A 26527-nucleotide genomic window follows, 5' to 3' on the forward strand; every position below is an offset into this window, starting at 1 on the left:
ATTCTAAATATACCTCAACTCTCCTAAATGTTCTTAATTAAAATCAAGATTACTGTAGGGAGCTAGGAAACTTTATGCAGCAGAAACTTGAATTTCGCACTTCAACCCAACTAACACAAACCTCTGTTAGTAGAAGTGTTTTTAAACTAGTTAGCTTTCCATTGCCATATAATCCAATTCTCCTTTTTCATCAGTATTAATAACTACTAAATAATTTGTTATTTCTTGTCCAATTGAATAATCAAAAATGGCAAAATTTTCTTTATCATGAGGATACAAACCAACTCTTACCATTTTTAATTTATCTAATAGCTGTTTTTCGGGTTCGCTTGTCGTGTCATCAAAATTAATTAATGTTGAAAGTTCTTCTTTTCCAACTTCATCCAAATGATGCTCTAGATAAAATTTCACAGTATCTCCTTCGTCGTCGTTGTAATCCTCAAGAATATATTTCTTGTTTTGCTCATCAAATTTTTCAATGTTCTCAATAAGTTTTTTTATTTTTTCAAACGTCGATGTGTCAAGAGTTTCACTTTCAAAATTTAAGTCAACTTGAATTTGATTGCCTTTAAAATCAATATCAACAACGTAATATTCTTCTAAATTATCAGTCGGTATTTTTCCAAAATGTGGTAATGTATTTTCTTCCATTTTATCTTTATTTTTTAGTTATTTTTTAGTTATTTTTAAAATTGCTTGTTCAATTTCACAATCAATTTGTTCATCGTATAATTTCGCCTTTTTCGTTCTCATAAATTTCTATCTACTCTATATTCATATTCTCAGGCAAGTTCTTCCTCAACAATTACAGTTAAGTCACAGCTAACTTGTTTTGCTAAATTAATTAAATAAACGTAAGATAAAACTTTAAAATAGGAAAGTAAATACATAGCCAATTAAAAATGCTTTCTAACTATATAATTCTTCCCTAATCTTAATTAAAGTCTTTATTGCTTTTTCTTCATTTGGAGTTTCTTGCAAAGCCGAATTTTTATAATGATTTTCAATAGATAAGATTAAACCATCTGCCATTTCAAGTAAAGCATCATACTCCATATTTCCAGCTTTTATATCAAGCAATTCTTCTCGATTTGAAACTCTAATATTTAATTTCCCAGTGGCAAGAATTTGTTCGGCAGTTTGCAAAAGACGAATGGTATGCATCATGTTTTTACTATCGTAATTTTTACCATGTTGCTGGTTGGTATTATATCTGTCTTCGTTTCGTTTATCAATCCAACTCCAATATTCTGTATATTCTTTACAATACTTAGAATAACCATCTTGATTACAAGATAAATACCCTATTAACTTTTCATTTTTAGGGATTGAAGAAAGTGAAACTTCATTTGAGGTTTCTTTTTGAATAATTCCTTTATATCCTAAAACATTATCTGGATCATAAAACAAGGCAAACATCCCTCTTGAATTAGGTAAACTAATCAAACCACATTGTTCTTGCTTTAAATTATTCTCTGATAAAAAACTAGACAATAAAACTGTTTCATATCCTTTTACCACATAACAAAAATCTAAAAGGCTTTTCTTTTCCTTTGGCATTGGATTTACAATTTTCTTATTTAAACCTCTCGCCTTCCTGATTTGCGTAACGGCATAACCTGCAAAAGAATCTTTACAGAGTTTAGATAAAAAATCTTCTATCTTTAGATTATCCATCAGCGGATGTTTATATAAAATACAATCTTCGGGCGTTGCTAGAATCTCTAATATATTTGGGTTATTCTTTAAAAGTAACTCTACAAATCGACCAATTTCGTAATAAACCTCATCATTGGTCTCATTTGCAATCTGTGGAATATAATTGAGCCCAAAGAATTTTTCTTTAGGCAAATAATAAACTCCTTTTATATCTGTATCTGATGCTGGTGTATTTAACCCAAAGGATTTACTTCCCGAAATAACTTCAAAAAGAATCAGATTTTGGGATTTTAGGTTTTGGATGGTCATGGTTTTTTGGTGATGAAATCGTAAATTTCAATAGTTAAATTTTTAATTTCTTTATTTTTAGAAAAAACAGTCCAAGGAAAATCTGCCTCAAATACTTTTTCACTTAATCCTCTTTTATCTATAATAGTACCATAAGTACCATTTTTTTTAATTTCATAAAATGACTTATTAAGAATATAAACATTTCCTTTTTTAGAAATTTCTTCTCTCAAATCATTTAAAAAATTACCAATGTATTCTTTTTTAAGTTTATTAGCATCAATTTTTCCTAGTGCTAGTTCTATTTTATTTTGAATTTCTGCTTCGTATTGATTCACTAATTTTTCATTACAGAAATTAATCAAAACCTTTTTCCAAATGTCATTGGTAAGCAAATTTTCAATTTCTCTTACATCCCAAATAATTTTAGGCTTAAAATTATCTGATTCCGCATTTTTTAAAGTTTCTAATCTTACAAACTTTTGTTTGTTTTTTGTTTTTGTTACTGCATCAGAATCTGCTAATAAAAATATCCTATTACTAAGTGCTAAAGATTTAATATCTTTTATGAGAAGTTCTTTCTTTTCATCTTCTATTTCATCTTCAAAAATATAATGATCGACATTAGAGCCAGCATACTCAAAAAATGCAAAATCTATATCTTCTTTTGGATAAGATTTTCCAATTGAATCACAATATGATTTTAAAAATGCTTTTATATAGTTTCTATCTGATATTCCTTCAACCCAAATGCTACAATTTGCCATAAAAACTGACGAGTTATTTACACCTAATTCTTTAAGCAATGAATTATTCCCTCTATTTACATTTTTTACAGTAAACTGTTTATCGTTTAATTCATTATTTCTAGGAGAAAATGAATAAATAGAAACATTGTCTTTTTCAATTGTTAGATCTAAAAAATGATTTGAATGCGTAGTAAGTATATAAGTTAGATTTTTCTTTTTTAAATCTTTATTACTCGTTATCTGCTCTAAAAATAATCTTTGCATCCCTGGATGAAGATTTAATTCTGGTTCATCAATATATATAAATGAATTATCTTCAGCCATAAATATTTTATACATTAATATTATTAATGCTTGAATTCCATCTCCTAATTCATATAAAGAACGTGTTTCTTTTTCTCCTTCGACATGAACACTAATGATTTCTAAATTATTATTCCCCTTAAGGCTTTCATCTTTGTCAAATTCAGCAACAATATCGATCTTCTTCCCGTCAAAAAAGTTAAAGCGAATAAAATCTTCAAACTGATCAAACTTATTTCTAATTTCTCTTCTAGAATTTCTCGTATTTAAAATTTCTTTGTAAAGATGAATTCCCGTAAAAATTTCAACTTTTTTTTCTTTTAAATCATAGTAATAATGGAGAGTATCTAAGTAAATATCTTCTTCAATTTTAGAATATCTTTCTTTTTCAAAGTTGAATAACGAATGCGCTGTTCTCAACGTAGGAATAAAATAATTTTTTACTTTATAAACTTTAAAAAAAGATTCGTCAATTTCTCTAAAATGAATTAATGTAACATCTGCCACACCTAAAGAAAAAATATTTTCAAGCTTTTCTTTATTTTCATATATTATTGATAAAAAGTCATTACTTTTATCTTCATCAAGTAAAACTGGTTTGTTTTGACGTAATATTTCTGCATTATCTTTATCTGGAGTACTACCATCTACATATCTAGTTGTTTTAGATCTTTCTTCAAACGAACTAATTTTAGAATTAATTATTTTATTTACATCAATAACTTTTTTATTGTAAGTATTTATAATACCCCTAAAAACATGAAAATCGGGCACTGCATTAAAATTTGTGTAGCACATTAAGTTTCGAACAAATCTACTTTTACCACTATTATTCGCTCCAACAATAATATTTATAGTATTAAATCTTGGAAGAAAAGTTATTGGATAATCTTCATCATTTAGAAAATAATCATTGAAGTCTTCACTTTTAGGAAAAATTAAATCATAACCTTTTCTCATATATCTTAAAATTATTTTATCATCTTTCTAAAAAACAAATCCAACTCCTCATTCAACTTCTTTCCACTTCCCAAGCTACTTGTATTATCCTGATTAAACTTAACCGTTTCCAATAAAAAATCAGTTATTAAAACTTCTTTTTGGTGTAAATATTTTTCATCTTGATTGGCTTTTATTTCTATTAATTCTGCTACTTTTTCTTGTACCTTTTGTGGTGCTATCAGTAACAAATCGGCAAAGGCAACTGGCGGAAACGTATTGTTTTCTATTATCCATTTTCCTGCTAATGCGGTTCTCAAAGCATAGAAATAACTTTTTAGCTTTACTTCTTCTTTCTCGCAAACATCCATGAAATTTTTTGTTGTTCCCAAATAATGATGTAAAACAGCTATTGGCGAAAAACAAGCTGTCGCAAGTGATCTCATTTGAGACAAAAAAACATCATCTCCATCATACACCACAGGCGAAAACAACCACTCCATCAAAGGAGCGTTAGACTTTGATAGTAACTGTAATGCCTTTCGCAAATCCCAACCTGAGCCATCTAAATCATCTTCAGTCATAAACTCGATTACATCTGATTTTTCCCAAAGTGAAAGATAATAATCAGAATCATGCATGTATATAAAACGAATATCATAATCACTGTCTGGTGATGCAAATCCCCAAGCGCGACTTCCTGACTCACAAGCAAAAAGTATTTTTACATTCTTGGTTGTTTCTATTTCTTCTAATTTTTCTAGTATTCTAGTCCTCATATTCCTCTTCTTTTGGTGCTGTTTTTTGGCGTGTAGCAATTTCCCAATTCTCCGCTTGGTACGGATTATCAATTTTATCAATTTGAATTAAAAACCTTAATTCATTCTTGCTTTTAGCATTCTTTTCAATGAAAATTCTAAACCCATATCCCTTTACTTTTTCAATATATTCCTCTGTTATAGGGTTTTCATTGTAGTAATTTGTAACAATATCAATTTCTTTAGAAAATTGAGTATTCTTCGATAAAAAACTTAAAAGTTGTAATGCTGTATTCTTTTTGAATTCGTCATCATTCATTTTACTGTTATCAACTTTATATTTAGTATCAAAACTTAAAGATAAATTATCGCAGCCACCTAAACTTGCAGAAATTAATGTATCCTTATTTACATAATTCTCTTCAATAGTTTCGGTATAATTATGTATCTCAATACTTCTTACTCGTGATGATACCTCAGGAATATCCTTAAAAATGGTTTTTGATTTTAATTTTGACAATTTACAATCAGACAAATATGATTCTTCATATAAATTGCCATTCTTGTAAACAAAAGAAAGCGAAGTCGATTTTAAATCCTCTGCGCCTTTATTATAAGTTCTAAAGTTCTGTGTAACATCCACTTTAAATTTATCTCCTACAAATTTTGCAACATCAATTATATTATAGGAAAAAGGTGCATAGCCCAAAATATAATGATGTTCCTTGACATTAATTTCGTCTTTCATAATGTAATAATCATAGCTTTGGTTAGTATTTGCATTTCCTCCCAACATCCCTTCGGATGAAACATCGACTACATAATCTATAATACCATCATTATTAAAATCGCTTTTCTTTTCAATTGAAAATGAGACTGAATACGGATCTCCATCGTTAGGAAAGTGAACTGAATAAGGAGAATATTCTGTTTCTAATCTGTCATACTTTTGATTGCCAATTTCTTCTTTTATAAGTTTCTTTAGAAAATTACTTTCTACTTCTGTGAGGATTATTTTTTCGACAATAGGCTCTACTACTGAAATTGTATCCTTTTTAATTTTTTTCTTTTCTATTTTCACTTCCTTTTTACATGAAAACAGAAATACTGATACTACTAATAATAGAATTACGTTACTCTTTAGAATGTACATTTTTAGTTACTTGTTTTTAAATTAAAATCGAAATCTGGAAATAAAGATTAAACAAAAGACCTTTTTTTATGTTACTTTTTTGCAATTCTTAAAGCTTTTTATTTTCTATAATTCATTTTCAAATTAACAAATAAAAAACCACAAACTCATAAAAAAAATCACTGATCTGATGCAAAAAAACCAATAAAACATCTATTCTGAATCATAAAAAAAACTTTGTAATTACTCCTATCTCTTCAGACACTCTGTCTAAAGAACTCCATTCAAACTATGCAATTGTTTCTGCTACATCTCACAAAACGATGATTTGTATCAACATTTGTGCTATTTCTTAAAAGACTCTTCGAAACATTTTTAATGAGTATAAATTTTATTTTACTCTATTTAACAAATCCTTCTATTTATTCTAACATAAAAACTGATTCAGTCTATATTTTTAACACTATTTTTACCGCATTAAATTAAAAGCAATGAACGAATTTATCAATACAATTAATTGGTCTGAAACCTGGATTTTTTTAAAGCAATATATTTTGCCAAACATAGGCTGGCTAGTATTCTGGATTGTGTTATTTATTTTAATAGGGCTTGCAATAAGTATTGTCTTAAACATTTATCTCTACAAGAAAAAATATTTTAATCGAGATCGAAAGTATTATAACTGGATTGCTAAACTTTGGATTCCTTATATAATACTAGTTTGTTTATACTTTTTTGGAATGTTTGGCTTCATTTATGGCTGCCATATTATTCTGGATAAAGAAAACACTACGATTACCACAAACATCTATTCTAAAACTATTGGTCCTGCCTTTTCATCTGAAGAAAATAAAAAAGAGTTTTTGGCATCTCTCCAAAAATTAATGAATTCATCAGAAGACGCAAGTAAATCGCTATCTCAATCATTAGCACTATACATTGAAAAAAACAACAGCGGAATTGCTACTGTAGATAATTTCAAAAATTCTTCTTCTAATTATTTACTTCAAAAATACGAATCGGAAATTTTTAGTGCTACTGCCTATGGTTTGATAAAAACTGTTGACAGCAAAGTAGATATTGCAAACATTAAAAATGTTGATTATTCTCAATTTAAATCACTCTTAACGAAACTCGACAAGATCAAATCGGAACAAATTGAGAAGTCTATTCAATTGGAAATGGGGCTTAAAGTAAAAAACATTTCTGATTATTTCTATAAAGGAATCATGAAACATGAAGTTTTGTTCTACTTGCTTTTTATGTCGTTTCCTTTTATAGAATATCTAATTTATTTGAAATTCTATAAAACCAAAAAGAATTCAGAGCCTATTGACTCTCTATAATATTCAAACTTATTTGGTATACTAAATTCCAAAAAAGTCTTTAGAATTGAATGTTGTCTGCTCTGCTACTTTATCTAAAGTTATTCCTTTAAACTGTGCAATTGTTCCTGCTACATACGGTAAAAACGATGGTTCGCATCGGCGCTCGTGGTACTTCTTCAAAAGGCTGTTCGGAACATTTTTTGGTAGCATAAAAGGCGCATCTGTTTCAATCATCATTTTATCAAGCGGCACGTATTGAATTACTTCTTTTAAATGTTCAAAGCGTCGGCTGTCTGAAATTGCTCCCGTAAAACCAAGATATAATCCATTATCGAGATAGGTTTTGGCTTCTTGCAATGTTCCAGTAAAACAATGTACAACAGCTTTGGGCAATTGTGGTAAATACTCGTTTGTAATACTCATAAATCGAGTAAAAGCAGCTCTTTCATGAAGAAATAACGGTTTTTGAACCTCGATAGCCAGTTCTAATTGTGCTTTATAGCAAGTTTCCTGCATGGCTCTTGGCGAGAAATCGCGATCAAAATCAAGTCCACACTCCCCTACTGAAACTACCTGTTTTTGCATTAATAAATTTTTCAGTTTCGAAACACTCTGATTGTCAAAACTTTTCGCATCATGCGGATGGATTCCTGCAGTTGCATACAAAACTCCTGGATATTGCTTTGCCATTCTTGATGATTCTTCACTATTCCTTACACTTGTTCCTGTAAGTATCATTTTTGTTACATCGGCATCTAGTGCGTCTTGTACAACATCGTCTATGTCATTGTGGAATTGTTTATTCGTTAGATTAATTCCTATATCTATATATGTTTTCATTTTTTGTTTTTTATTTTTAAGAAGCAAAGACTAAAAGGTACAGAGATTCAAAGGCTAAAACTTTGTGACTTCAACTCTTTGCATTATTTTTTATTCTGTGAAGATTTTGTTTCACGCAGATTTAAAAAGATTCAAGCAGATAACTGTAGATTATTAATAAATCTATAAAATCTGCGTGAAAAAACTATTTGTTTTCGTAAATCAGTTGGTTCTGATATTCGCCTTGGATTACTTTGCCGTAGACAATCTTTGTCCAACCATTTTCGAATCCTTTATTATTGGCAATTAAAAATCCTTTATTGGTATCGATTTTTATGATTTTGTGGGCATCTATATACCTCCCTTTTACTTTACAAAATACAATATCTCCTATTGCATAATTGTCACTTTTTTCGAAAGTTAAGAGGCTTCCACTTTTTAAAATTGGTCGCATTGAATCTCCAAACGCCTTCATTTTTCCATTTCCGACTGTTTCTAATTCATTTTTCAGTCGTTCATACTTATTCATAATTTTTTAATTTTTATTCTATTTTATTATTTAAATCCAATCGTTTTCCCATACTAAACTACCGCGACTTATGGGTTGCACAGGGAGGATTTGAACCTCCGTCTTTTGGATTATTTTTTCTAGCAAAGGCGCAGAACAACAAAGTACTTTTCACTTTTCACTTTTCACTTCTATATCTTTGCAACTTTGAACCTTTGTACCTACGAAAAAAAGCTAAAAATCCCCATAATACACTTGGAAACAAGGCAATTTTAAATCGTTTCTCCACATATCTACTACTTGATTTCTATCGTCTAGGGCAAACTCTACAAAGTATTTATCTTTGATAAAATCATTATAGATTTCGGTTTTTATGATAGAATCTTTTCGGTTGTCTTGACTTTTACGCATCATTAGCTCATCAAATTCAATTGCATGTTTTTCAAGAAATCTCAAAGTCGGTTCTTTGTATCGATCTTCCCTTCCTGAAACCAATAGTATTTTATAATCCAATTTCTTGTAATTCCTTAATACGTTTGCTACTGGTTCATTTAATAAATCTTCATCACATTTGCTTGCATCAAAAGGATTTCTCCCATTCATTAATGCCAATGTCCCGTCAAGATCACAGATGATTGCTTTTGGCAGTTCTGAATTTTGAATTTCATATTCCAATAATTTATTTACTTTTCTTATTGATTTAAAATCAAATTTAGATTTCATAGTTTGCAATTGATGGAACATATTTTCAATCACTTTTTTTGGAACTTTTCTTTCTCTATTTTCATTTCGAATCAAAAGTTCTTCTAATGGTAAATCAAATAATTTGAATTCTATATGAGCCATTTCCGAAAAATCTTTTATAGGCTGCTTGATGTAATCAAATTTTGTATTACAATTATCCAAAATAACATTCCATCCATTTAAAAGCAATGTTTTTATTTGCTCATAAATAATTTTTGAAATTATACTTTCAGAAGCAGCATCCATTACTTCCTGAAATTGCGAAAATCTGATTTCATCACGGCTAATTCGCATTGTTTTAGATTCGGTTCTCACTTGCCATTCTGCATAAGTACTTTTTCCAGATGCTGGACAACCAATTAATACAGTTAATGTTGGTGTTTTTTTCATTTTTATAATCTTGGATCTAATGTTTTTTCTATTTCTTCGTTATTGATACGCTTTAAAAGCAATAAACGCATCAAATAATTTTCATCATCAAGGTTCTTATAAGGAATCTGAAGCATTTTCTGGTTGATTTCCCAACCGTTTATAGATTGTTCTAACTTCTTTTTTACATTCCTTTTTTCTAAATAATGATTAAAATCCTGATGGAAATTCACTCCGTAAATCATTGTCAAATAATTGTTATTTCTAACTTTAAAACATGGTGGCAAATTTTTAATATAATTCAGAACAGGTTTAATCATTATGCCTTCCTCATTCTCATTGGTCAGTTTTTCGAAAAACGAATAAACTTCCCTTAGCTTTTCTTCTTTATTAGAATTTGTAATTTCTAAATGTAAAAAAGCATCATTATTTACCAATTCATAAGTCAAGTTACTATTTGGTATTACTTCTTCACCAGAAGTATGAACTACTTTTAAAATCGTGAATGGTTTAAAATGCAATTCACCTTCATTTCCAAATGTATTGATTTGATTTTGAAATACTTTTAATGATTCTTCCTGCTTGGTTATATTTGGTATTTTTACAGTTATCAAAGCTTCGTATTGACGTAATATATGTGATTTATGTTTACTACCAAATTCTTTTTTAGTCAGCTGTTTTTTATCTGAAATGTATGTCGTAAACGTTTGAGATTCTCTAACATTTTTCAACTTTTCGAGTAATCCCGAAGATTTCAAATACTCATTGTGCGTTTTTAATGCATTATAATATCCTGTAAATTCTTTCTCAATTAATCCTGCTCCTAAAACTTTCCAAGGCAATAATTCTGAAGCTATCAAAATCGTTTCAAAATCTGGAAAAATAAGAATCATTTTAGCATGCAAATCCTTCAAACTGCCAATTGCTTTTTCTACATCGATATGATCCATTTTAAAACCATTTCTCGAAACAAAATAAGTTTCTTCAAGATTTCTTTTTAAGTAAATTGTACAATATGACCCCATATACTTTTTCTGAACCACAAACTCAGTTACACCTTTTTCTAAATAATAATTTACTGCTTCCTCGATGCTTTCTATTTCATTCTTTGTCTTGCTTTTTGGTGCTGGAGATATGGTTGGTGAAAAATCGTTTATCTTATTTTTGCAAAACCACTCAATTCTATTTCTTACTCTATAGTCTAACATCTTTTACTTTTTTTGAATGATTACGGCACTTGTTGGGTAAACTCCTTTTACACAATCTCCTACTCCATGATAAATTTTAGGATTTGAAAAAATATTATCGATCAATTTTATAAATTCTGTGTTTGAAAGTTCAAAATCGTGATCATCATGCCTAAATTCCTCCGTCAATTCATAATTTACATTAAAATCTTTGTCAGGCGTTGTCACAAATAATTGTGTGAACTTTGTATTATCACGAATCCAGATTAACAATGCTTTTGCATCTTCTAATGAATTATGCTCAATCACTTCACTCAATATAATCTGACCTTCAAACCCTTTTATATCTTCTAAACTTTCAATCCAATGTAAGTTATCAGCATTTTCTATTACTTTGATTTTATCTGCAATATGTTTAAAATCAACTTCGTCATATGCGTGATATTCTTGTGTAAATCCTTTTTTTAACAACAACTTAAAATATTGCATTTCACCACAACCAAAATCTAAAACAGGTACATCAAAATTGATTTTATTGCAAATGAATTCTTTTCTGGATTGGTGTGTATCTGTAAAAACAAATTGAACTTTGTTATCAAAATAGGTTTCTAACTGTGGCTTAAACTTTTCAAACTGTACAGGAGAACGCATGATCCTTTTTATAAAAAGATAAAACACAAAATACGGAATACCAGAAATATTGGTTAACATGGTGATATGCTTTTGAATAAAATAATCATCAATATAAGTATAAACAGCATATTTGTTGGTAAAATGCGAAAACAAGGCTACAAGCGAAAATTTCTGTAATGCTTCTCTAACTGTCTTACCTTCTATCTTTAATTCATAGTTATTCCCTATTTTATGCTGAAGTAAAATTCCGTCAATGTATTTTGACAAAAGATAATTACCATTTTTATACCAACCTGAATCAATGAAAAAAGTAACAACTTCAATAGTACATTTTTCAATATCAACCTCATCGTAGTTTTTCTCTAACCATGAAATTACTGTTTCACCCAAACCTGTATTTTCTTTATACAAATGATTAAAAAATTCACTTCCCATATTTAAGGCTAACAGCGGACTGCAATAACTTTGAAAGTCAATCTGATTTCCTTCTTCTGGCAAATAACTATTTTTACCATCCAGAAAAACACAATGATACTCTGTAGCAGAAATAACATTTCCTATAATAATTCCATTTTTTAATTCTTTCAAATAAAGGCCTTGATCCGTATTTGGATTTTTATAAAGGATATCTAAAAAGTATTTATTATCTGATTTAAGTTTTATAATCATTGTGTTTATTTTTGTTTGACAAATATAGCTTTGCTACTGTGCAGTCATTTTGCGCAGTTAAATTAAAATTTTAATCTTCTTCTTTATTAAATGGTTTTTCGAATGTTGGTCGAATCATTTTCCAAATTATCTCTGAATAGTCTCTGTTTTTTAGCATTGCAAATAACACTCCTGGGTGTTTACATGTCAAGAAATACAATGCCGTTTCTTTGACTGTTCCTAGTACCTTAAAATCTTTTTTACATTGATTTGCTTTTAAATTCTCCCAAATGTTCAAATTAGAAACCTGTGTAATGATTCGATGCAATCGAAGGTATTCTTCAAACTTTATTTTTACTCTGTAATTGTTCGAAAATTTAATAACAAACCCTTCTTTATTCTCTTTATTCATTTCTGCTAAAGAAAGGATATCCTTAATTCCATCATATTTTTCTGCAACAGGAAATCCAATATCCTCAAGTGGAAATTCTTCTCCCGATTGTACATCGATAATGGCCAATAAAACCAATTCTTCAGAAATACCATAATCTAAAACAATTCGGTTTTGAGGGTAAATAATTTCAAATAGATAGGTTTTATTTTTATCTAGAAACCTCCATGAATCTTTATATTTCCCATGTAACATTTCATTCGCCTTATCTGATTGCTCACTTGTAAATGAACCTCTACTTGCCATAAAAGGTACCTCATCAATCCAATATAAAATCCCTAATGAACCATCCATTTTATCATACACTTCAAAACTTGTATTAGGAATCACTTGATTCTCCATTTCTCCTAAATTAAAAAACTTAGGAAATGGTCTTGCTATCACTTTATAATTTTCATCAAGAATTAGTCCTCTACAGCTTAATGTAATTTCGTTCCATATTCTTTCGAATTGTGCACTTTGAGTATAATTATAAATATACAAATCATAATTAGGGTGTTTGTTTACTCTAATATAATTTTTGGACATCATCTCTTTTAAAAGTACTGTATTCATTTCTTCTTTTATTTAAACAAAGATTCAAAACTTACTACGCAGTCATTTTGCGCAATAAAAAAATCTTAAAATTCATTCATTAGGTATTCATTTAAATTATCTCCAAACATGATAACATCCGCTTGCCATACTGAAACAACAGGTGAAAGATATTTATCTTTAAAAACCACTAAAGCCCTATGAGAATGCAACGGAATATAACCAACAATTTTGGAAATGTCGAAGCCTGCTTCATCAAGCACTAACTCTACTTCAGATTTAAACTCATTAATTTCATCTATCAACCATCTTGATTTCTCAAAATCTTCAGGATATTGATAGAAAAAACTATCCTTACTATACTCAATATCCATCTCGTCATCAGGATTAATTGAAATTTGAGATACATCTAAATCACCTAAAATTAAAAGCATTTCTCTATAATTCCAAGGAAAAACAAAGCCAAACAACACTTCCAACTCATCAATTTCTTTATTACTTATTCCTTTTTTAAATTTGGTATTACACTGAATTTGAAGCCCATAAACATCGCTTCTAAGCTTGATTTTTTCAAACTTCTTTTCAATTTTGAATTTTAAATCTATAACTCTCATCACATAAATCTATTTTTCTTTTCAAATATTCAAAAAGATTATTACTTAATTAATAGTTGCTTTTTTGTGACCTTGATGAGATTCGAACTCATATTCCCTTTCGGGCATTGCGGCTCTAAATACGCTTCCCTACTTTCCCTAACGATTTCGGTGCTTCTGTAAATTCTACCCATTAGTCCGCACGGGTCTAACCGGAATATCCGCAAACGCTACAGCTCGTATTTTTCTGTAGGCTTTTCCTTTTAAGCTACAAGGCCTTTCTTTTTGATGGTACAAAGATTTAATCTTAGTGCGCAATTATTTTGCGCAGTGAAAAAAGAATTCTATTTTTGAGTAAATTACTGCTATGGATTTAAAAGAAAAATATACCAAACTACTTATTAACACTGGCTTTGAGGAAAAAGAGATTCAGCAGAATTGGTTGAATTTAGAAAGTGCCTATTCTAAAAAATCAAGACATTATCATAACCTTACTCATATAAATGATATGATTGCTTGTTATGAATCTTACTTAAATGACCTAGAATTTCCTAGTGAAGTTTTGTATGCTATCTTTTATCACGATTATGTATACAATAGTCGCAAAAAAGATAATGAATTAAAAAGTGCTGAATATGCAGTTAAAATTCTACCTAAAGATTCAACGCTGAATAGTAAGATAATTTATGATATGATTTGTGCTACCAAAGATCACAAGTTCGATGGTATTGAGGATGTGAAATGGCTTATTGATTTTGACTTGAAAATCCTTTCAAGAGACTGGGAAGAGTATAAGATTTATTTTGAGCAAATAAGAAAAGAATATAGTATTTATCCCGATTTTCTATATATCCCCGGAAGGATTAAGGCATTGAATCATTTCCTTGAAAATGATTCTATTTTTCTAACGGAAGAATTCAGAAATTTATATGAAGCGAAAGCTAGAAAAAATATAAGAATGGAAATTGATTTTTTAAGTAAATAAATTTTATTCTCTTTTAAAAATCAAAGCTTATTTCATTAGCGAATTTGCGTGAAGGATGGAAACGGCATCCTTTTTTGGGCTTTTTTCAGCCCAAAAAAGATACAGTGAACAGCCTGACCCAGAGGGACACGCCCTTATTATTTACTAAAGCTGTTTTAGATAAACTGTTATTAATTACCCGTTTTTATCTTCCAGTATAATTTGGACAGCCAAAACATTTTACACTTAGGTTGAATTGGTAGGTTAGTAAAACTTCAAAAACACCGCCTGTTCTTCCCATACTAGTAGTATTTAAATCGTAAGAAAGTCCTAGTTTTAAATTTTGATATTGTAATCCTGTGAAAAGATTTACAGAGGTAAGTAGCTCTCTATTCATCCCATTTTTTGAAGGATTTGTAACTGCTGTTGCTCCAAAGTATATCTTTTCAAACTGTATTGATGTTCCTATATCAAATCGATTGTAACGCCCTTGTTGCATATAATTTGAGGTAATAAGCATTTTGGTTTCATACGGAAGGAATAATACATCGACATAATCGGCTAAAAGAAATTCATAACCTGAACTTAGAGAGAAGAACGTGTCTAATGGTACATTCCCATCTGATGCAAAGGAAATATTCGGTCTGTTAAGGTGCTTCATCGACAAACCTATCCAAAGACTTTCGGTATTAAAAACCATCCCTGCCGATACATCAAAGAAACTTACTTTATCATTTTTTAGCATTGGATCCATCGAACTTGAATTTATAACTCCTGTTCGTATATTAATTTGATCTTCGAGCAATAAATTTTGAAATGCAAATGATTTTAATCCAAAGCCTGCTTCGACAGCTGGTCTAAAATACCATGTATCGTTTAGCTTTACTCTGTAGGCATAATTAGCATTTATTTGCGTGTAATTATACTTAGTTAGGTTTTCTCTTTGATTTAAAACACTCACTCCAAAGCCACTATTCATTTTTTCGCTCCAAGTATTTACGAATGCATAATCGGTATCTATTTTTAAATCTAAATCTGGCCATTGCTCACGATGCACTATACCCGCATAGGTGGTTTCCATGAATCCTGAAAACCCTGGATTTAGGGTTTCCGGAACTAAAAAGTATTGAGTGAAAATTGGATCTTGTGCTCTTGTTTCTGAATAAAAGCAACATGCAATTAGTATTGTAATATATAGTTTTAATCTCATTGTAATCTGTTGCTATTATTTAAGTAATGTAAATGCTCCTTTTTCGGTTATCGTATGGTTATAAAAAGTCTTTGCAGTGATTTTGAAAAAGTAGTTTCCATTTTCGGCTGCATGATTTTTTATTTGCCCATCCCATCCTCTGATGTTCTTTCCTGTTTCAGAATATACAATTCCTCCCCAAGTGTCGTAAACATCCAGAGTAATGCTATCGAAGCCTAAGAACACTGGTGCAAACGTGTCATTGTAACCATCATTATTTGGTGTAAAGGCATTTGGCATTATTAGACTATATCCTTTTTCGACTACTATTGTAGAGGTATAACTATATTGACAACCAAAAGGATATGTAACTGTTTGTTTTATTGTATATGTTCCTTCTCTTGTATAAATATGTTTTGGGTTTTCTTCATTTGAAAATTTACCATCACCAAAGTCCCAAGAAATATTTGTAAAATCTCCCGTTGCTAGATTGGTAAATAAAATTGGATCATAAATTGAATACAAATCAAAAACATCTTTACCATACGAACTTGTCGAATAATTAGCGATTCCTAATACTGGTGTATTAACATTGTATGGGAAATCGGCTGTACAACCAAAACTATCGGTTACACTAAATATAATTAAGCCTTTATTTTCAGTATTCATAATCTCGTTGTTTGGACCTGAAACAACTCCATCTGACCAGCTTAATGTATATGGTGGTATTCCTCCTTTAACGTGTCCTACAAATGTTTGATGTACATACTTCGTATCACAATTAAAATCTGTTAACACTTCAATAGTTGGTGTAAGTTGATCGAATCGGGTAATTTTCCATTCTTCCGATTTTTTACAACCATTGGCATCAGTAACTGTGACAGCATACGTTCCTGGAGGAAGTTTAGTCAAATCTTCTGTTTTAGCTCCATTTGACCAAGAGTAACTAAATGGAGGCAGACCTCCTGTTACCACTAAATTAATTTCACCAGTGTTTGCATCTACGCAATCTAATGGGTTTGATACATCAGCTCTTAATTCTAATAATAAAGGCTCAATTATAATAAAAGTTTCTTTTATTACACATGATTTAGCATCAGTAATTGTTACACTATATTTTCCTGGTCCTATATTATTACGTTCTATTCCTGCTGTCGAATTATCGTCCCAGACTAACTTAACTGGTGCTTTTCCTCCTACAAGGTTCAATCGGATGTGACCATCATTTGCACCAAAACAAGAAACATTCATTACATCTGGATTTATAGTAAAAACAGGAGCATTATCTATAACTATAGTAAATACTTTTGGACAACCTAATGAATCTGTAATTGTGATTATATAAGTTCCTGCTGATAAGTTATTTTGAACTAAACCTGTTCCTAAATTACTCCATTCTATAATATAAGGCTCTCCTGTTGTAAAAGGAACTCCTCCTGTAATACTATTGATAGTAATAGATGCATTGGAATAATTATAACATGCAATTTCGGTTTTACTGTAATTTAAACGGATTTCATCATTTTGAAGTAATACTACTCTTAGTTTATCTGTACAACCTGAATTGTCTGTAACAGTTAAATCATAAGTACCTGCTGCAAGATTTTTTGGGTTTTGAAGATTACTTCTAAATCCGTTTGGACCTGTCCAACTGTATCGGTAATTAAAAACTCCTGGAGATAATTCAGTATATCGACCTCCTACTGTACTTACATTAATTTCTCCTGTATAGTATCCATAACATAAAATATTAACTTGACTTTCGAAACTTACCTTTAATAATGGTGGTTCGATAATTATATAGCTTCCTGTTAGTATATCACAGTTATTAGCTTCAGTAATCGTTACTCCATAAACTCCTGATGCTAGATTATTAATGTTTCCAGCTGTTGCAGTGTAAGGATTTCCGTCTTTTGTCCATACATATTTATAAGGTAACGTTCCTCCTGATACTGATAGATTAATGTATCCGTTATTTAACCCAAAACATGTAATGTCATTTTTACCTCCTGAGAATTGAAATTTCCCCGGTTCATTAACATAGTACGTTCTTGAATATGGACAATTACCATTATCATTGATTCTTAAATTATAGCTTCCTGGCTTTAAATTAGAAATATCCTTATCGGTACTTGTAAACCCATTAGGACCTGTCCAAGAGAAAGTATATGGATTTCCTGTTGCAAAAGGAATTCCTCCAGTTACTGTTATAGCAATAGAAGCATCATTTGAACCATAACAAGTACTATTTTTTGTAACATCAACTACATTTATTAATGGGTCTACTATTACAGTTATTGTAAAATTAGGTCCAGGACAAACTGTAGATATAGGCGATACAGTATATGTTACTGTTGCTGGATTGGCTGTATTATTTATTAAAGTTTGACTAATAGTTGTTCTGGGAGATGATTGCCCACTTGCTCCACTCACAGCTCCAGCTGGAGAAACTACTGGTGTTGACCAAACATAGGTCGTTCCTGCAGGTACATTATCTATACCATTAGTAACTGGGGTAACTTGAAAGCCAGTACCACTACATGTTTTTACTGACTTATCTTTTATAATAGGAGATAGAACTAAATCAACAGAAAAAGGTCTTTTGGCTTCAGTTGTACCACAACTATTGGTTACTCTAAAAATTGCTTCATAATTACCACTAGTAGTATAATTTATAGGGCCTGGATTAAGTAAAGTAGATGATGAAGGGGTACCTCCTGGAAAACTCCACTCATACGTTATTTCTGAGCTTGGAGAACAAGTTTCCTCTACTGTTCCGACTGGATTAATTGTTGCCGAATTACAAAAATCTGAAATTGGTTTTAGAGTGATAACTGGTTTCTTTTTTACTGGAATTAATTGAGAAGAATAGTTATAAACTCCACAAGAATTTGTTGTTCTTAATTGAACATTGTATGATCCTGGTTTTGCAAAATTAAAAACTGGATTTTTAGAATATGAATTTGTACCATCTGCAAAATTCCATTGACCAGTTGTTCCTTTACCGCAATATCCTTCGTAGTAATATGTAACTTCCCAATAATAAGACTCCGTACCACAACCTAAACTTGTATCAGTAGTATTTATCATTTGTACATTAGTCGAAGCACAAGCATTACCATAGGTAAATTTTGGTTGTAATATAGGCTCAACGCATATTGTTCTTGTAGTTTCTGTTCCTACTCCACAAGGCGTTGTTGCATTTAACTTAATCGTATAGGTACCTGGGGTTGTATATACATGAACTGGGCTAACTTCTCTAGAAAATGTTCCGTCTCCAAAATCCCAAGTATATACATTATAAGTACTACAATCATTGGTATAACCTGCTCTAGTTGTATTATTGAAATTAACATAGGTATTGGCACATACAATACTATTTACATTAAAACTTATCACTGGCACATCTAATATAATAATAGGGCCTGCTGTAAGATACGTACGCCCACAAGATGTTGATATTGTTAAACTAACCGTATTTCCAGAAGGACAATTGGCACTTGTGAATTTATGTGGTACAGGGAAATTTTGTGAAGCTTGCGGATTTGCAGCATTATAATAAGTAGAGCTTTCTAATTGTCCTTGGGTAAAATTTAGAACCGTTCCGTCACCATAATTAACCAAATAATTGGTATCAGAAGGATTAAGTCCCCATGCACCTATTGCAAAATCCATTGGAGCAACTGGAATACATAAATTAGTTGTATTACCTGGAGCTATAAGTGCTCCTAGTGGATTATTTGAATTTTTAACAACATAGGTTACAGAATTATTGCAACCGTTTCCTACAGCCGTAATAACCATATTAAAAGAGCCTAATTTCTGATACTCATGCGCTTTCGGAAAAGTAACGTTCGTCTCAGAACTACCATCTCCCCAATTTACATTATAAGATGTGATACATCCTATTGAACCTGAATTATTCACTACATTAATTGTGTATTTAGGGCTAGAGTTATTATCTCCACATCTTTCAAAAGAAGTACTTCCGCCATTTACAAACTTTAAATCTGGTTTTTGCTTTACAGAAACAGTCTTAGTTGCTGTATTTACACCGGTAGCATCAGTTACCGTTAGCGTCACAGTAAAAGATTGCAATCCGCAACCTACTGCTGTAAAAGAATGGCTCGGATTATTATCAGTAGACGTGCTTCCGTCTCCAAAATCCCATTTATATGTAAAGGGAGCTGTACCAGTTACAATAGGATTAAATGTAATAGGAGTTCCTGAACAAGTTCCATCATTAGTAAAATTGAAATCGACATTTGGGGCTAAAACTAAATTTTTGTAAGCTTTATTAGTAGTAAAGTCACTTTTATTGACAGTACCAAATCCATAAACCGAAGTAGTAATTATTAAAAGAAAATATAAGTGTAAGAAGTAATGTTTCCCCATGAAGTGTCATTTATTTTAGCTGCCAAAAGTATACGTTTTTTTTAATCAAAAAAATATTATAAAATAATCTTTTTTTGATTTCAATAATTTAGATTAAAAGTGATTTATTAATTTTTATAACGTGCTAAAAATAAAACAATTGAGTTTTTATCTTGAAACTAAAAACTGTCATTTACTTTATTATTACTATTATAAATTCTTTAATTCATCATTTAAAAACACAGTAATTGATGATACAAATAACCTTAACAAGTACGCAATAGTTTTGCGTAGTAATTTTAAAAGTGTATTTTTATCATTGATGTTGTTTGCGTGAAGGAAGGAAGCGGCATCCTTTTTTGGGCTTTTTTGACCAAAAAAGATATAGCAAACTGCCTGACCCGAAGGGACACGCCCAAAAATTTAAATTATGTCACAAAACAAGAATGCATTGATTCGATACAAAACAATTGATAAATGCCTACAGAACCAATACCGAACTTGGACACTCGATGATTTAATCGAGGCTTGTTCGGATGCTTTATTTGAATACGAGGGTCGAGAAAACCCTGTAAGCAAACGTACCATACAAATGGATATTCAACTTATGCGCAGTGAAAAACTCGGATACAATGCTCCTATTGTGGTTTATGACAAGAAATTCTACAAATACGATGATGAGGATTTCTCAATTACCGATATTCCACTAACTGAAACTGACATGAATGTCTTAACTGAAACGGTTTCTATGTTAAAACAATTTAAAGACTTCTCTTTGTTTAGTGATGTCTCTGATATTTTACAGCGCTTAGAAGACAAAATCTATTCGGAGAAATCACATACCAATTCAGTAATTTATCTCGATAAAAATGAGAATCTAAAAGGATTGCACTATTTGGACGAAATTTATCAAGCCATCATTAAAAAAATTGTTCTTGTTATTACCTACAAATCATTTAAATCCAGAGAGGAGCAAAAGTTTAATTTTCATCCTTTTATTTTAAAGGAATTTAATAATCGTTGGTTTCTGATTGGCAAAAAAAAATCGAGAGCACCAATAACCAATTTAGCACTCGATAGAATTATAAAAATCGATTACGATTTTAGTATGCCTTATATAGAAGAGATTTTTGATGCAGAAGCTTTTTATAAAGATGTAGTTGGTGTAACTGTTAATGAAGGATTGGACGCTCGAACTATAAAACTATGGATTGATAAAGAAAATGCTCCTTATGTTCTAACAAAGCCATTCCATAATTCACAAAAACTAGAAAATGAAAATGAAGATGGAAGTATTATCATTTCGTTAAGGCTTAAAATTAATTATGAAATAGAACGTTTACTTTTAGGTTTTGGTGATGGATTGCAAGTTATTAGTCCCAACAGGTTACGATTACGGATAAAAGACAAACTTAAGAATGCTTATCTTAATTATAAAGATTGATAATTCTTATTTTTAAATCGGAGAATTATCTCTCAAGAAACAGCAATCTGAAGTCCTAATTCCCTGAGATGAAGTAATTTTTAGAATATTAGAATAATTATAATTTTAAAAAAATCAGTATATTACATTCAAAAACAAAAAACTTAACCAACTCTATTTCAGAGTAAATTTTTAATTAATTAAAAAATATTTTTTGAAATACTATGCATGCATAATATTTTTTTATTATATTTGAAATCGATATAGTTGCCAATAAAACGAATTCGATTTAAATTAATGCAAAAGATACAATGAAATGTATTTCACATTAAAATTAAATAATCAAATACAATCTACAAAATGAAAGAAAAAACTATAGATTATATTTTACGAGCAACCTGGCAAGCAGTATCAAGGATGTACAATGAAGAGGCTGCAAAATATGATGCAACAATGGCTACTGGTTTTGCACTATTAAGTATCGATAAAGAAGAGGGTACTCCATCGACAGCATTAGGTCCGAGAATGGGAATGGAAGCTACTAGCTTAACCAGAACGCTTAAATCTATGGAAGAAAAAGGTTTGATTGTTCGCAAGAAAAATCCAACTGATGGTCGAGGAGTTTTGATTTATCTAACTGAATTTGGAAAAGAAAAAAGAGATTTATCTAAAAATACAGTCTTGAAATTTAATGAAACAGTTAGAAACCACGTTTCTGAAGAAAAATTAAAACATTTTATGGAGGTCTCAGAAATCATAAATGAATTAATACAAGATAAAAATATATTTAATCAAACAGAAAAAATAGAAAATGAAACGCACAATTAAAAAAGTTGCCGTAATTGGATCCGGAATTATGGGTTCAGGAATAGCTTGTCATTTTGCAAACATTGGTGTGGAAGTTTTACTCCTAGACATCATTCCTCGTGAGTTAACAGAGGCCGAAACTAAAAAAGGCTTAACTCTAGAAAGCAAAGCCGTAAGAAACAGAGTTGTAAACGAACATCTTGCTAACTCATTAAAATCTAAGCCATCACCTATTTACAGTCAAAAATTCGCAAATAGAATCACGACTGGAAATACAACTGATGATATGGCAAAAATTGCCAATGTTGATTGGATTATTGAAGTTGTTGTAGAACGTCTTGATATTAAAAAACTGGTTTTTGAACAAATTGAAAAATTCCGTAAACCAGGAACTTTAGTAACATCAAACACTTCAGGTATTCCAATTCATTTTATGAGTGAAGGAAGAAGCGAAGACTTCCAACAACATTTCTGCGGAACACACTTTTTTAACCCTGCGCGTTACTTAAAATTATTTGAAATTATTCCTGGTCCAAAAACTTCAACTGAAGTATTGGATTTCTTAAATGAATATGGTTCTAAATTTTTAGGAAAAACTTCGGTAGTAGCCAAAGATACTCCTGCTTTTATCGGAAACAGAATAGGTATTTATGGTATTCAGAGTTTATTTCATTTGGTAAAAGAGATGGGATTGACTATCGAAGAAGTTGATAAATTGACTGGTCCAGTAATTGGGCGTCCAAAATCAGCTACTTTCCGTACTGTCGATGTAGTAGGTCTAGATACTTTGGTACATGTTGCCAATGGTATTTACGAAAACTGCCCAACAGATGAACAACACGAATTATTCAAACTTCCAGATTTCATCACAAAAATGATGGAAAATAATTGGTTAGGAAGCAAAACAGGACAAGGTTTCTACAAAAAAGTAGATAAAGACATCCTTACTCTTGATTTGGACACACTAGAATATCGTGCTGCTAAAAAAGCAAATTTTGCTACACTTGAGCTAACAAAAACTATCGATAAACCAATCAATCGTTTTAAAGTTCTTGTAAAAGGAAAAGACAAAGCTGGTGAATTCTACCGTAAAAGTTTTGCTGGTATGTTTGCTTACGTTTCAAATAGAATTCCTGAAATATCAGACGAATTATACAAAATTGACGATGCTATGAAAGCTGGTTTCGGATGGGAAAATGGTCCTTTCGAAATTTGGGATGCAATAGGTGTCGAAAATGGAATCGAAATCATGAAAGCCGAAGGTTTAGCTCCAGCTGCATGGGTAAATGACATGATCGCATCAGGAAGCAAAAGCTTTTATACTGTAAAAGAAGGAGCAACTTACTTCTACAACATTCCAACAAAATCACAAACTAAAGTTCCAGGACAAGATGCATTCATCATTCTAAACAACATTCGCGAAAGCAAAAAAGTTTGGAGTAATAGCGGTGCAATAATCGAGGATTTAGGAGATGGAATCTTGAACTTAGAATTCCAATCAAAAATGAATACAATTGGAGGCGATGTACTTCAAGCAATTAATAAAGCAATTGACTTATCTGAAAAAGAATATCAAGGATTAGTTATTGGTAATCAAGCAGCAAATTTCTCTGTAGGTGCTAATATCGGAATGATTTTCATGATGGCAGTTGAGCAAGAATACGACGAGTTGAATATGGCAATCAAAATGTTCCAAGACACAATGATGCGCGTTCGCTACTCAGGAATCCCTGTTGTAGTAGCTCCTCACGGAATGACTTTTGGTGGTGGATGCGAAATGAGCTTACATGCTGATAAAGTTGTAGCTGCTGCAGAAACTTATATGGGATTAGTTGAATTTGGAGTTGGTGTACTTCCTGGTGGTGGTGGATCAAAAGAAATGGCTTTAAGAGCATCTGATTTATTCCGTAAAAACGATGTAGAATTAAATGTACTTCAAGAATATTTCTTAACAATCGCAATGGCAAAAGTATCTACTTCAGGTTATGAAGCTTTTGATACTGGACTTTTACAACACGGTAAAGATATCATCGTAGTAAACAAAGACCGTCAGATTGCCGAAGCTAAGAAACATGCCTTGTTAATGGCTGAAGCTGGTTACACACAACCAATTAGAAGAACTGATGTAAAAGTATTAGGAAAGCAAGCTCTTGGAATGTTCTTAGTAGGAACTGACCAAATGGAAGCTGGAAAATACATCTCAGAACATGATAAAAAAATCGCTAACAAATTAGCTTACGTTATGGCTGGTGGTGATTTATCAGAAGCAACATTGGTATCTGAACAATATTTATTAGATATCGAACGTGAAGCATTCTTGAGTTTATGTACAGAACGCAAAACTTTGGAAAGAATCCAATACATGCTAACTAAAGGGAAACCATTAAGAAATTAGTATCAAGAACTAAGTATTAAGTATCAAGAATCGTGTATTAAGGATTAAAGGTTATGCATCAATTTGAAAAATTAAAAATTTGGCAAAAAGCAATGAATATTACAGAAGCAGTATATAGAGCTTGTGCATCATTGCCTAAAGACGAAAAATTTAATCTTACGAGTCAAATAAAAAGATGTGCAGTTTCAATTCCTTCAAATATAGCTGAAGGTTCAGGAAGAAATTCTAAAAATGAGTTTGTACACTTTTTAGGAATCGCAAATGGTTCAACTTTTGAATTGATAACACAATTAATGATATCTAAACGTCTTGAATTAATAGATGGAGAAAAAATTTCATCTATAATAAATGAATTAATTGAAGTAAGTAATATGAATTTTACGCTTCAAAAATCTCTTAAAAACCAATAATTATAACGATTGGAAGTCTTAATACTTAATACTCCAATCTTAATACCAATTATAAATGAAAACAGCATATATAGTTAAAGCTTATCGTACTGCGGTAGGAAAAGCACCAAAAGGAGTTTTTAGATTTAAAAGACCTGATGAATTGGCTGCAGAAACCATTCAGTTTATGATGAATGAATTGCCTGATTTTGACAAAAAACGTATTGATGATGTTATGGTAGGAAATGCCATGCCAGAAGCAGAACAAGGTTTAAACGTAGGTCGTTTAATCTCTCTTATGGGATTAAAAGTAGAAGATGTTCCTGGTGTAACCGTAAACCGTTACTGTGCATCTGGATTAGAAACTATCGGTATGGCAACAGCTAAAATCCAATCAGGAATGGCTGATTGTATCATTGCTGGTGGTGCCGAAAGCATGAGTTTTATTCCAATGGGAGGTTACAAACCAACTCCAGATTATAAACTTGCTTCTGAAGGACATGAAGATTATTACTGGGGAATGGGATTAACTGCCGAAGCTGTTGCTAAGCAATATAATGTTTCGAGAGAAGACCAAGACGAATTTGCCTATAACTCACATATGAAAGCCTTAAAAGCACAAGCTGAGGGTAAATTCGACAAACAAATTGTACCAATTACTGTTGAGCAAACTTTTATCAATGAAAACGGTAAAAAAGAAACAAAATCATACATAGTAAACAAAGACGAAGGCCCACGTGCAGGAACCTCTAAAGAAGCTTTAGCTGGATTAAGACCGGTTTTTGCTGCTGATGGAAGTGTAACTGCTGGTAACTCATCTCAAATGAGTGATGGTGCTGCTTTTGTTTTAATCATGAGCGAGGATATGGTAAAAGAATTAAATCTTGAACCAATTGCAAGATTAGTAAACTTTGCTTCTTCTGGTGTTGAGCCAAGAATCATGGGTATAGGTCCTGTAAAAGCTATTCCAAAAGCTTTAAAACAAGCAGGATTACAATTAAAAGATATTGATTTAGTAGAATTAAACGAAGCTTTTGCTTCTCAATCATTAGCAGTAGTTCGTGAGTTAGGAATAAATCCTGACATCGTAAACGTAAATGGTGGAGCTATCGCATTAGGACATCCACTAGGTTGTACAGGTGCAAAACTATCAGTACAATTATTCGATGAAATGAAACGCAGAGGTAGCAAATACGGAATCGTTTCTATGTGTGTAGGAACTGGACAAGGTTCTGCTGGGATTTACGAGGTATTGTAATCTAAAATATTTTCATCCGTTTGTCTTTTCGACGAAGGAGAAATCACACCTACTGATTAATTGAATGCGATTTCTCCTTCGTCGAA

General features: G+C 31.0%; 21 protein-coding genes. 7 read left to right on the forward strand and 14 right to left on the reverse strand.

The genetic code is table 11. The features are described 5' to 3' along the window. Positions 1-150: 150 nt before the first annotated feature. The 5 genes from LNQ49_RS05905 to LNQ49_RS05925 form a co-directional block, all read right to left on the reverse strand. Positions 151-651: a DUF2004 domain-containing protein gene (locus LNQ49_RS05905; RefSeq protein WP_229987753.1), complete on the reverse strand. Its 501-nt coding sequence runs from the start codon at positions 649-651 to the stop codon at positions 151-153. Positions 652-909: 258 nt separating this feature from the next. Beyond that, a complete protein-coding gene (locus tag LNQ49_RS05910; protein ID WP_229987754.1) occupies positions 910-1968 on the reverse strand; it encodes a DNA polymerase beta superfamily protein in 1059 nt (352 codons plus the stop codon). After that, entirely contained in the window at positions 1965-3959 is a 1995-nt protein-coding gene (locus tag LNQ49_RS05915) for an AAA family ATPase (RefSeq protein ID WP_229987755.1), read from the reverse strand. Before LNQ49_RS05915 ends, LNQ49_RS05910 begins: the two co-directional genes overlap by 4 nt. 11 nt (positions 3960-3970) lie before the next feature. Further along, a complete protein-coding gene (locus LNQ49_RS05920) occupies positions 3971-4717 on the reverse strand; it encodes a nucleotidyltransferase domain-containing protein (RefSeq protein ID WP_229987756.1) in 747 nt (248 codons plus the stop codon). Further along, on the reverse strand, positions 4707-5849 hold the full coding sequence (locus LNQ49_RS05925) for a hypothetical protein (protein WP_229987757.1): 1143 nt from the start codon (positions 5847-5849) through the stop codon (positions 4707-4709). Before LNQ49_RS05925 ends, LNQ49_RS05920 begins: the two co-directional genes overlap by 11 nt. Before the next feature lie 470 nt (positions 5850-6319). On the opposite strand from LNQ49_RS05925, the gene LNQ49_RS05930 reads away from it, so the two are divergent. After that, positions 6320-7174 carry a hypothetical protein gene (locus tag LNQ49_RS05930; protein ID WP_229987758.1) on the forward strand — a complete coding sequence of 285 codons (855 nt, stop codon included), beginning with the start codon at positions 6320-6322 and terminating at the stop codon, positions 7172-7174. A gap of 21 nt (positions 7175-7195) precedes the next feature. On the opposite strand, the gene LNQ49_RS05935 is transcribed toward LNQ49_RS05930, so the two are convergent. From LNQ49_RS05935 to LNQ49_RS05965, 7 genes are all read right to left on the reverse strand, one after another. Further along, the gene (locus LNQ49_RS05935; RefSeq protein ID WP_229987759.1) at positions 7196-7996 is read right to left on the reverse strand and encodes a TatD family hydrolase; all 801 of its coding nucleotides are present in this window, start codon (positions 7994-7996) and stop codon (positions 7196-7198) included. Positions 7997-8180: 184 nt separating this feature from the next. Beyond that, positions 8181-8504, reverse strand: a complete 324-nt coding sequence (locus LNQ49_RS05940; RefSeq protein WP_229987760.1) for a S24 family peptidase — start codon at positions 8502-8504, stop codon at positions 8181-8183. 213 nt (positions 8505-8717) lie between these two features. Continuing rightward, positions 8718-9617, reverse strand: coding sequence for a phosphatase domain-containing protein (locus LNQ49_RS05945; RefSeq protein WP_229987761.1), 900 nt, complete (start codon positions 9615-9617; stop codon positions 8718-8720). A gap of 2 nt (positions 9618-9619) precedes the next feature. Beyond that, complete coding sequence (locus tag LNQ49_RS05950) at positions 9620-10804, reverse strand: hypothetical protein (protein ID WP_229987762.1); 1185 nt, start codon at positions 10802-10804, stop codon at positions 9620-9622. 3 nt (positions 10805-10807) lie between these two features. Continuing rightward, positions 10808-12085 carry a class I SAM-dependent methyltransferase gene (locus LNQ49_RS05955; protein ID WP_229987763.1) on the reverse strand — a complete coding sequence of 426 codons (1278 nt, stop codon included), beginning with the start codon at positions 12083-12085 and terminating at the stop codon, positions 10808-10810. A gap of 70 nt (positions 12086-12155) precedes the next feature. Continuing rightward, positions 12156-13070 (reverse strand): T4 RnlA family RNA ligase, encoded by a 915-nt coding sequence (locus tag LNQ49_RS05960; RefSeq protein ID WP_229987764.1) that lies wholly within the window; start codon positions 13068-13070, stop codon positions 12156-12158. 65 nt (positions 13071-13135) lie between these two features. Continuing rightward, the gene (locus LNQ49_RS05965; protein WP_229987765.1) at positions 13136-13663 is read right to left on the reverse strand and encodes a hypothetical protein; all 528 of its coding nucleotides are present in this window, start codon (positions 13661-13663) and stop codon (positions 13136-13138) included. 346 nt (positions 13664-14009) lie between these two features. Between LNQ49_RS05965 and LNQ49_RS05970 the strand changes: the two genes are divergently transcribed. Further along, entirely contained in the window at positions 14010-14627 is a 618-nt protein-coding gene (locus tag LNQ49_RS05970; RefSeq protein WP_229987766.1) for an HD domain-containing protein, read from the forward strand. Between the two features lie 184 nt (positions 14628-14811). On the opposite strand, the gene LNQ49_RS05975 is transcribed toward LNQ49_RS05970, so the two are convergent. Together LNQ49_RS05975 and LNQ49_RS05980 are read right to left on the reverse strand one after the other, a co-directional pair. Next, positions 14812-15816, reverse strand: a complete 1005-nt coding sequence (locus LNQ49_RS05975) for a PorP/SprF family type IX secretion system membrane protein (RefSeq protein ID WP_229987767.1) — start codon at positions 15814-15816, stop codon at positions 14812-14814. Positions 15817-15831: 15 nt separating this feature from the next. Continuing rightward, positions 15832-20190 carry a PKD domain-containing protein gene (locus LNQ49_RS05980; RefSeq protein WP_229987768.1) on the reverse strand — a complete coding sequence of 1453 codons (4359 nt, stop codon included), beginning with the start codon at positions 20188-20190 and terminating at the stop codon, positions 15832-15834. Positions 20191-20599: 409 nt separating this feature from the next. Here LNQ49_RS05980 and LNQ49_RS05985 point away from each other — a divergent pair, with 409 nt between their 5' ends. The 5 genes from LNQ49_RS05985 to LNQ49_RS06005 all read left to right on the forward strand — a co-directional run bounded on the left by LNQ49_RS05985 (position 20600) and on the right by LNQ49_RS06005 (position 26441). Then, positions 20600-21613 (forward strand): helix-turn-helix transcriptional regulator, encoded by a 1014-nt coding sequence (locus LNQ49_RS05985; RefSeq protein ID WP_229987769.1) that lies wholly within the window; start codon positions 20600-20602, stop codon positions 21611-21613. Between the two features lie 339 nt (positions 21614-21952). Continuing rightward, positions 21953-22420: a MarR family winged helix-turn-helix transcriptional regulator gene (locus LNQ49_RS05990; RefSeq protein ID WP_229987770.1), complete on the forward strand. Its 468-nt coding sequence runs from the start codon at positions 21953-21955 to the stop codon at positions 22418-22420. Further along, positions 22404-24794: a 3-hydroxyacyl-CoA dehydrogenase/enoyl-CoA hydratase family protein gene (locus tag LNQ49_RS05995; RefSeq protein ID WP_229987771.1), complete on the forward strand. Its 2391-nt coding sequence runs from the start codon at positions 22404-22406 to the stop codon at positions 24792-24794. The genes LNQ49_RS05990 and LNQ49_RS05995 overlap by 17 nt, the downstream gene beginning before the upstream one ends. A gap of 53 nt (positions 24795-24847) precedes the next feature. Continuing rightward, a complete protein-coding gene (locus LNQ49_RS06000; protein WP_229987772.1) occupies positions 24848-25204 on the forward strand; it encodes a four helix bundle protein in 357 nt (118 codons plus the stop codon). A gap of 55 nt (positions 25205-25259) precedes the next feature. Then, a complete protein-coding gene (locus tag LNQ49_RS06005; RefSeq protein WP_229987773.1) occupies positions 25260-26441 on the forward strand; it encodes a thiolase family protein in 1182 nt (393 codons plus the stop codon). Positions 26442-26527: the final 86 nt, after the last annotated feature.

The organism is Flavobacterium pisciphilum, assembly GCF_020905345.1.
In the GTDB taxonomy this organism is placed as follows: Bacteria; Bacteroidota; Bacteroidia; order Flavobacteriales; family Flavobacteriaceae; genus Flavobacterium; species Flavobacterium pisciphilum.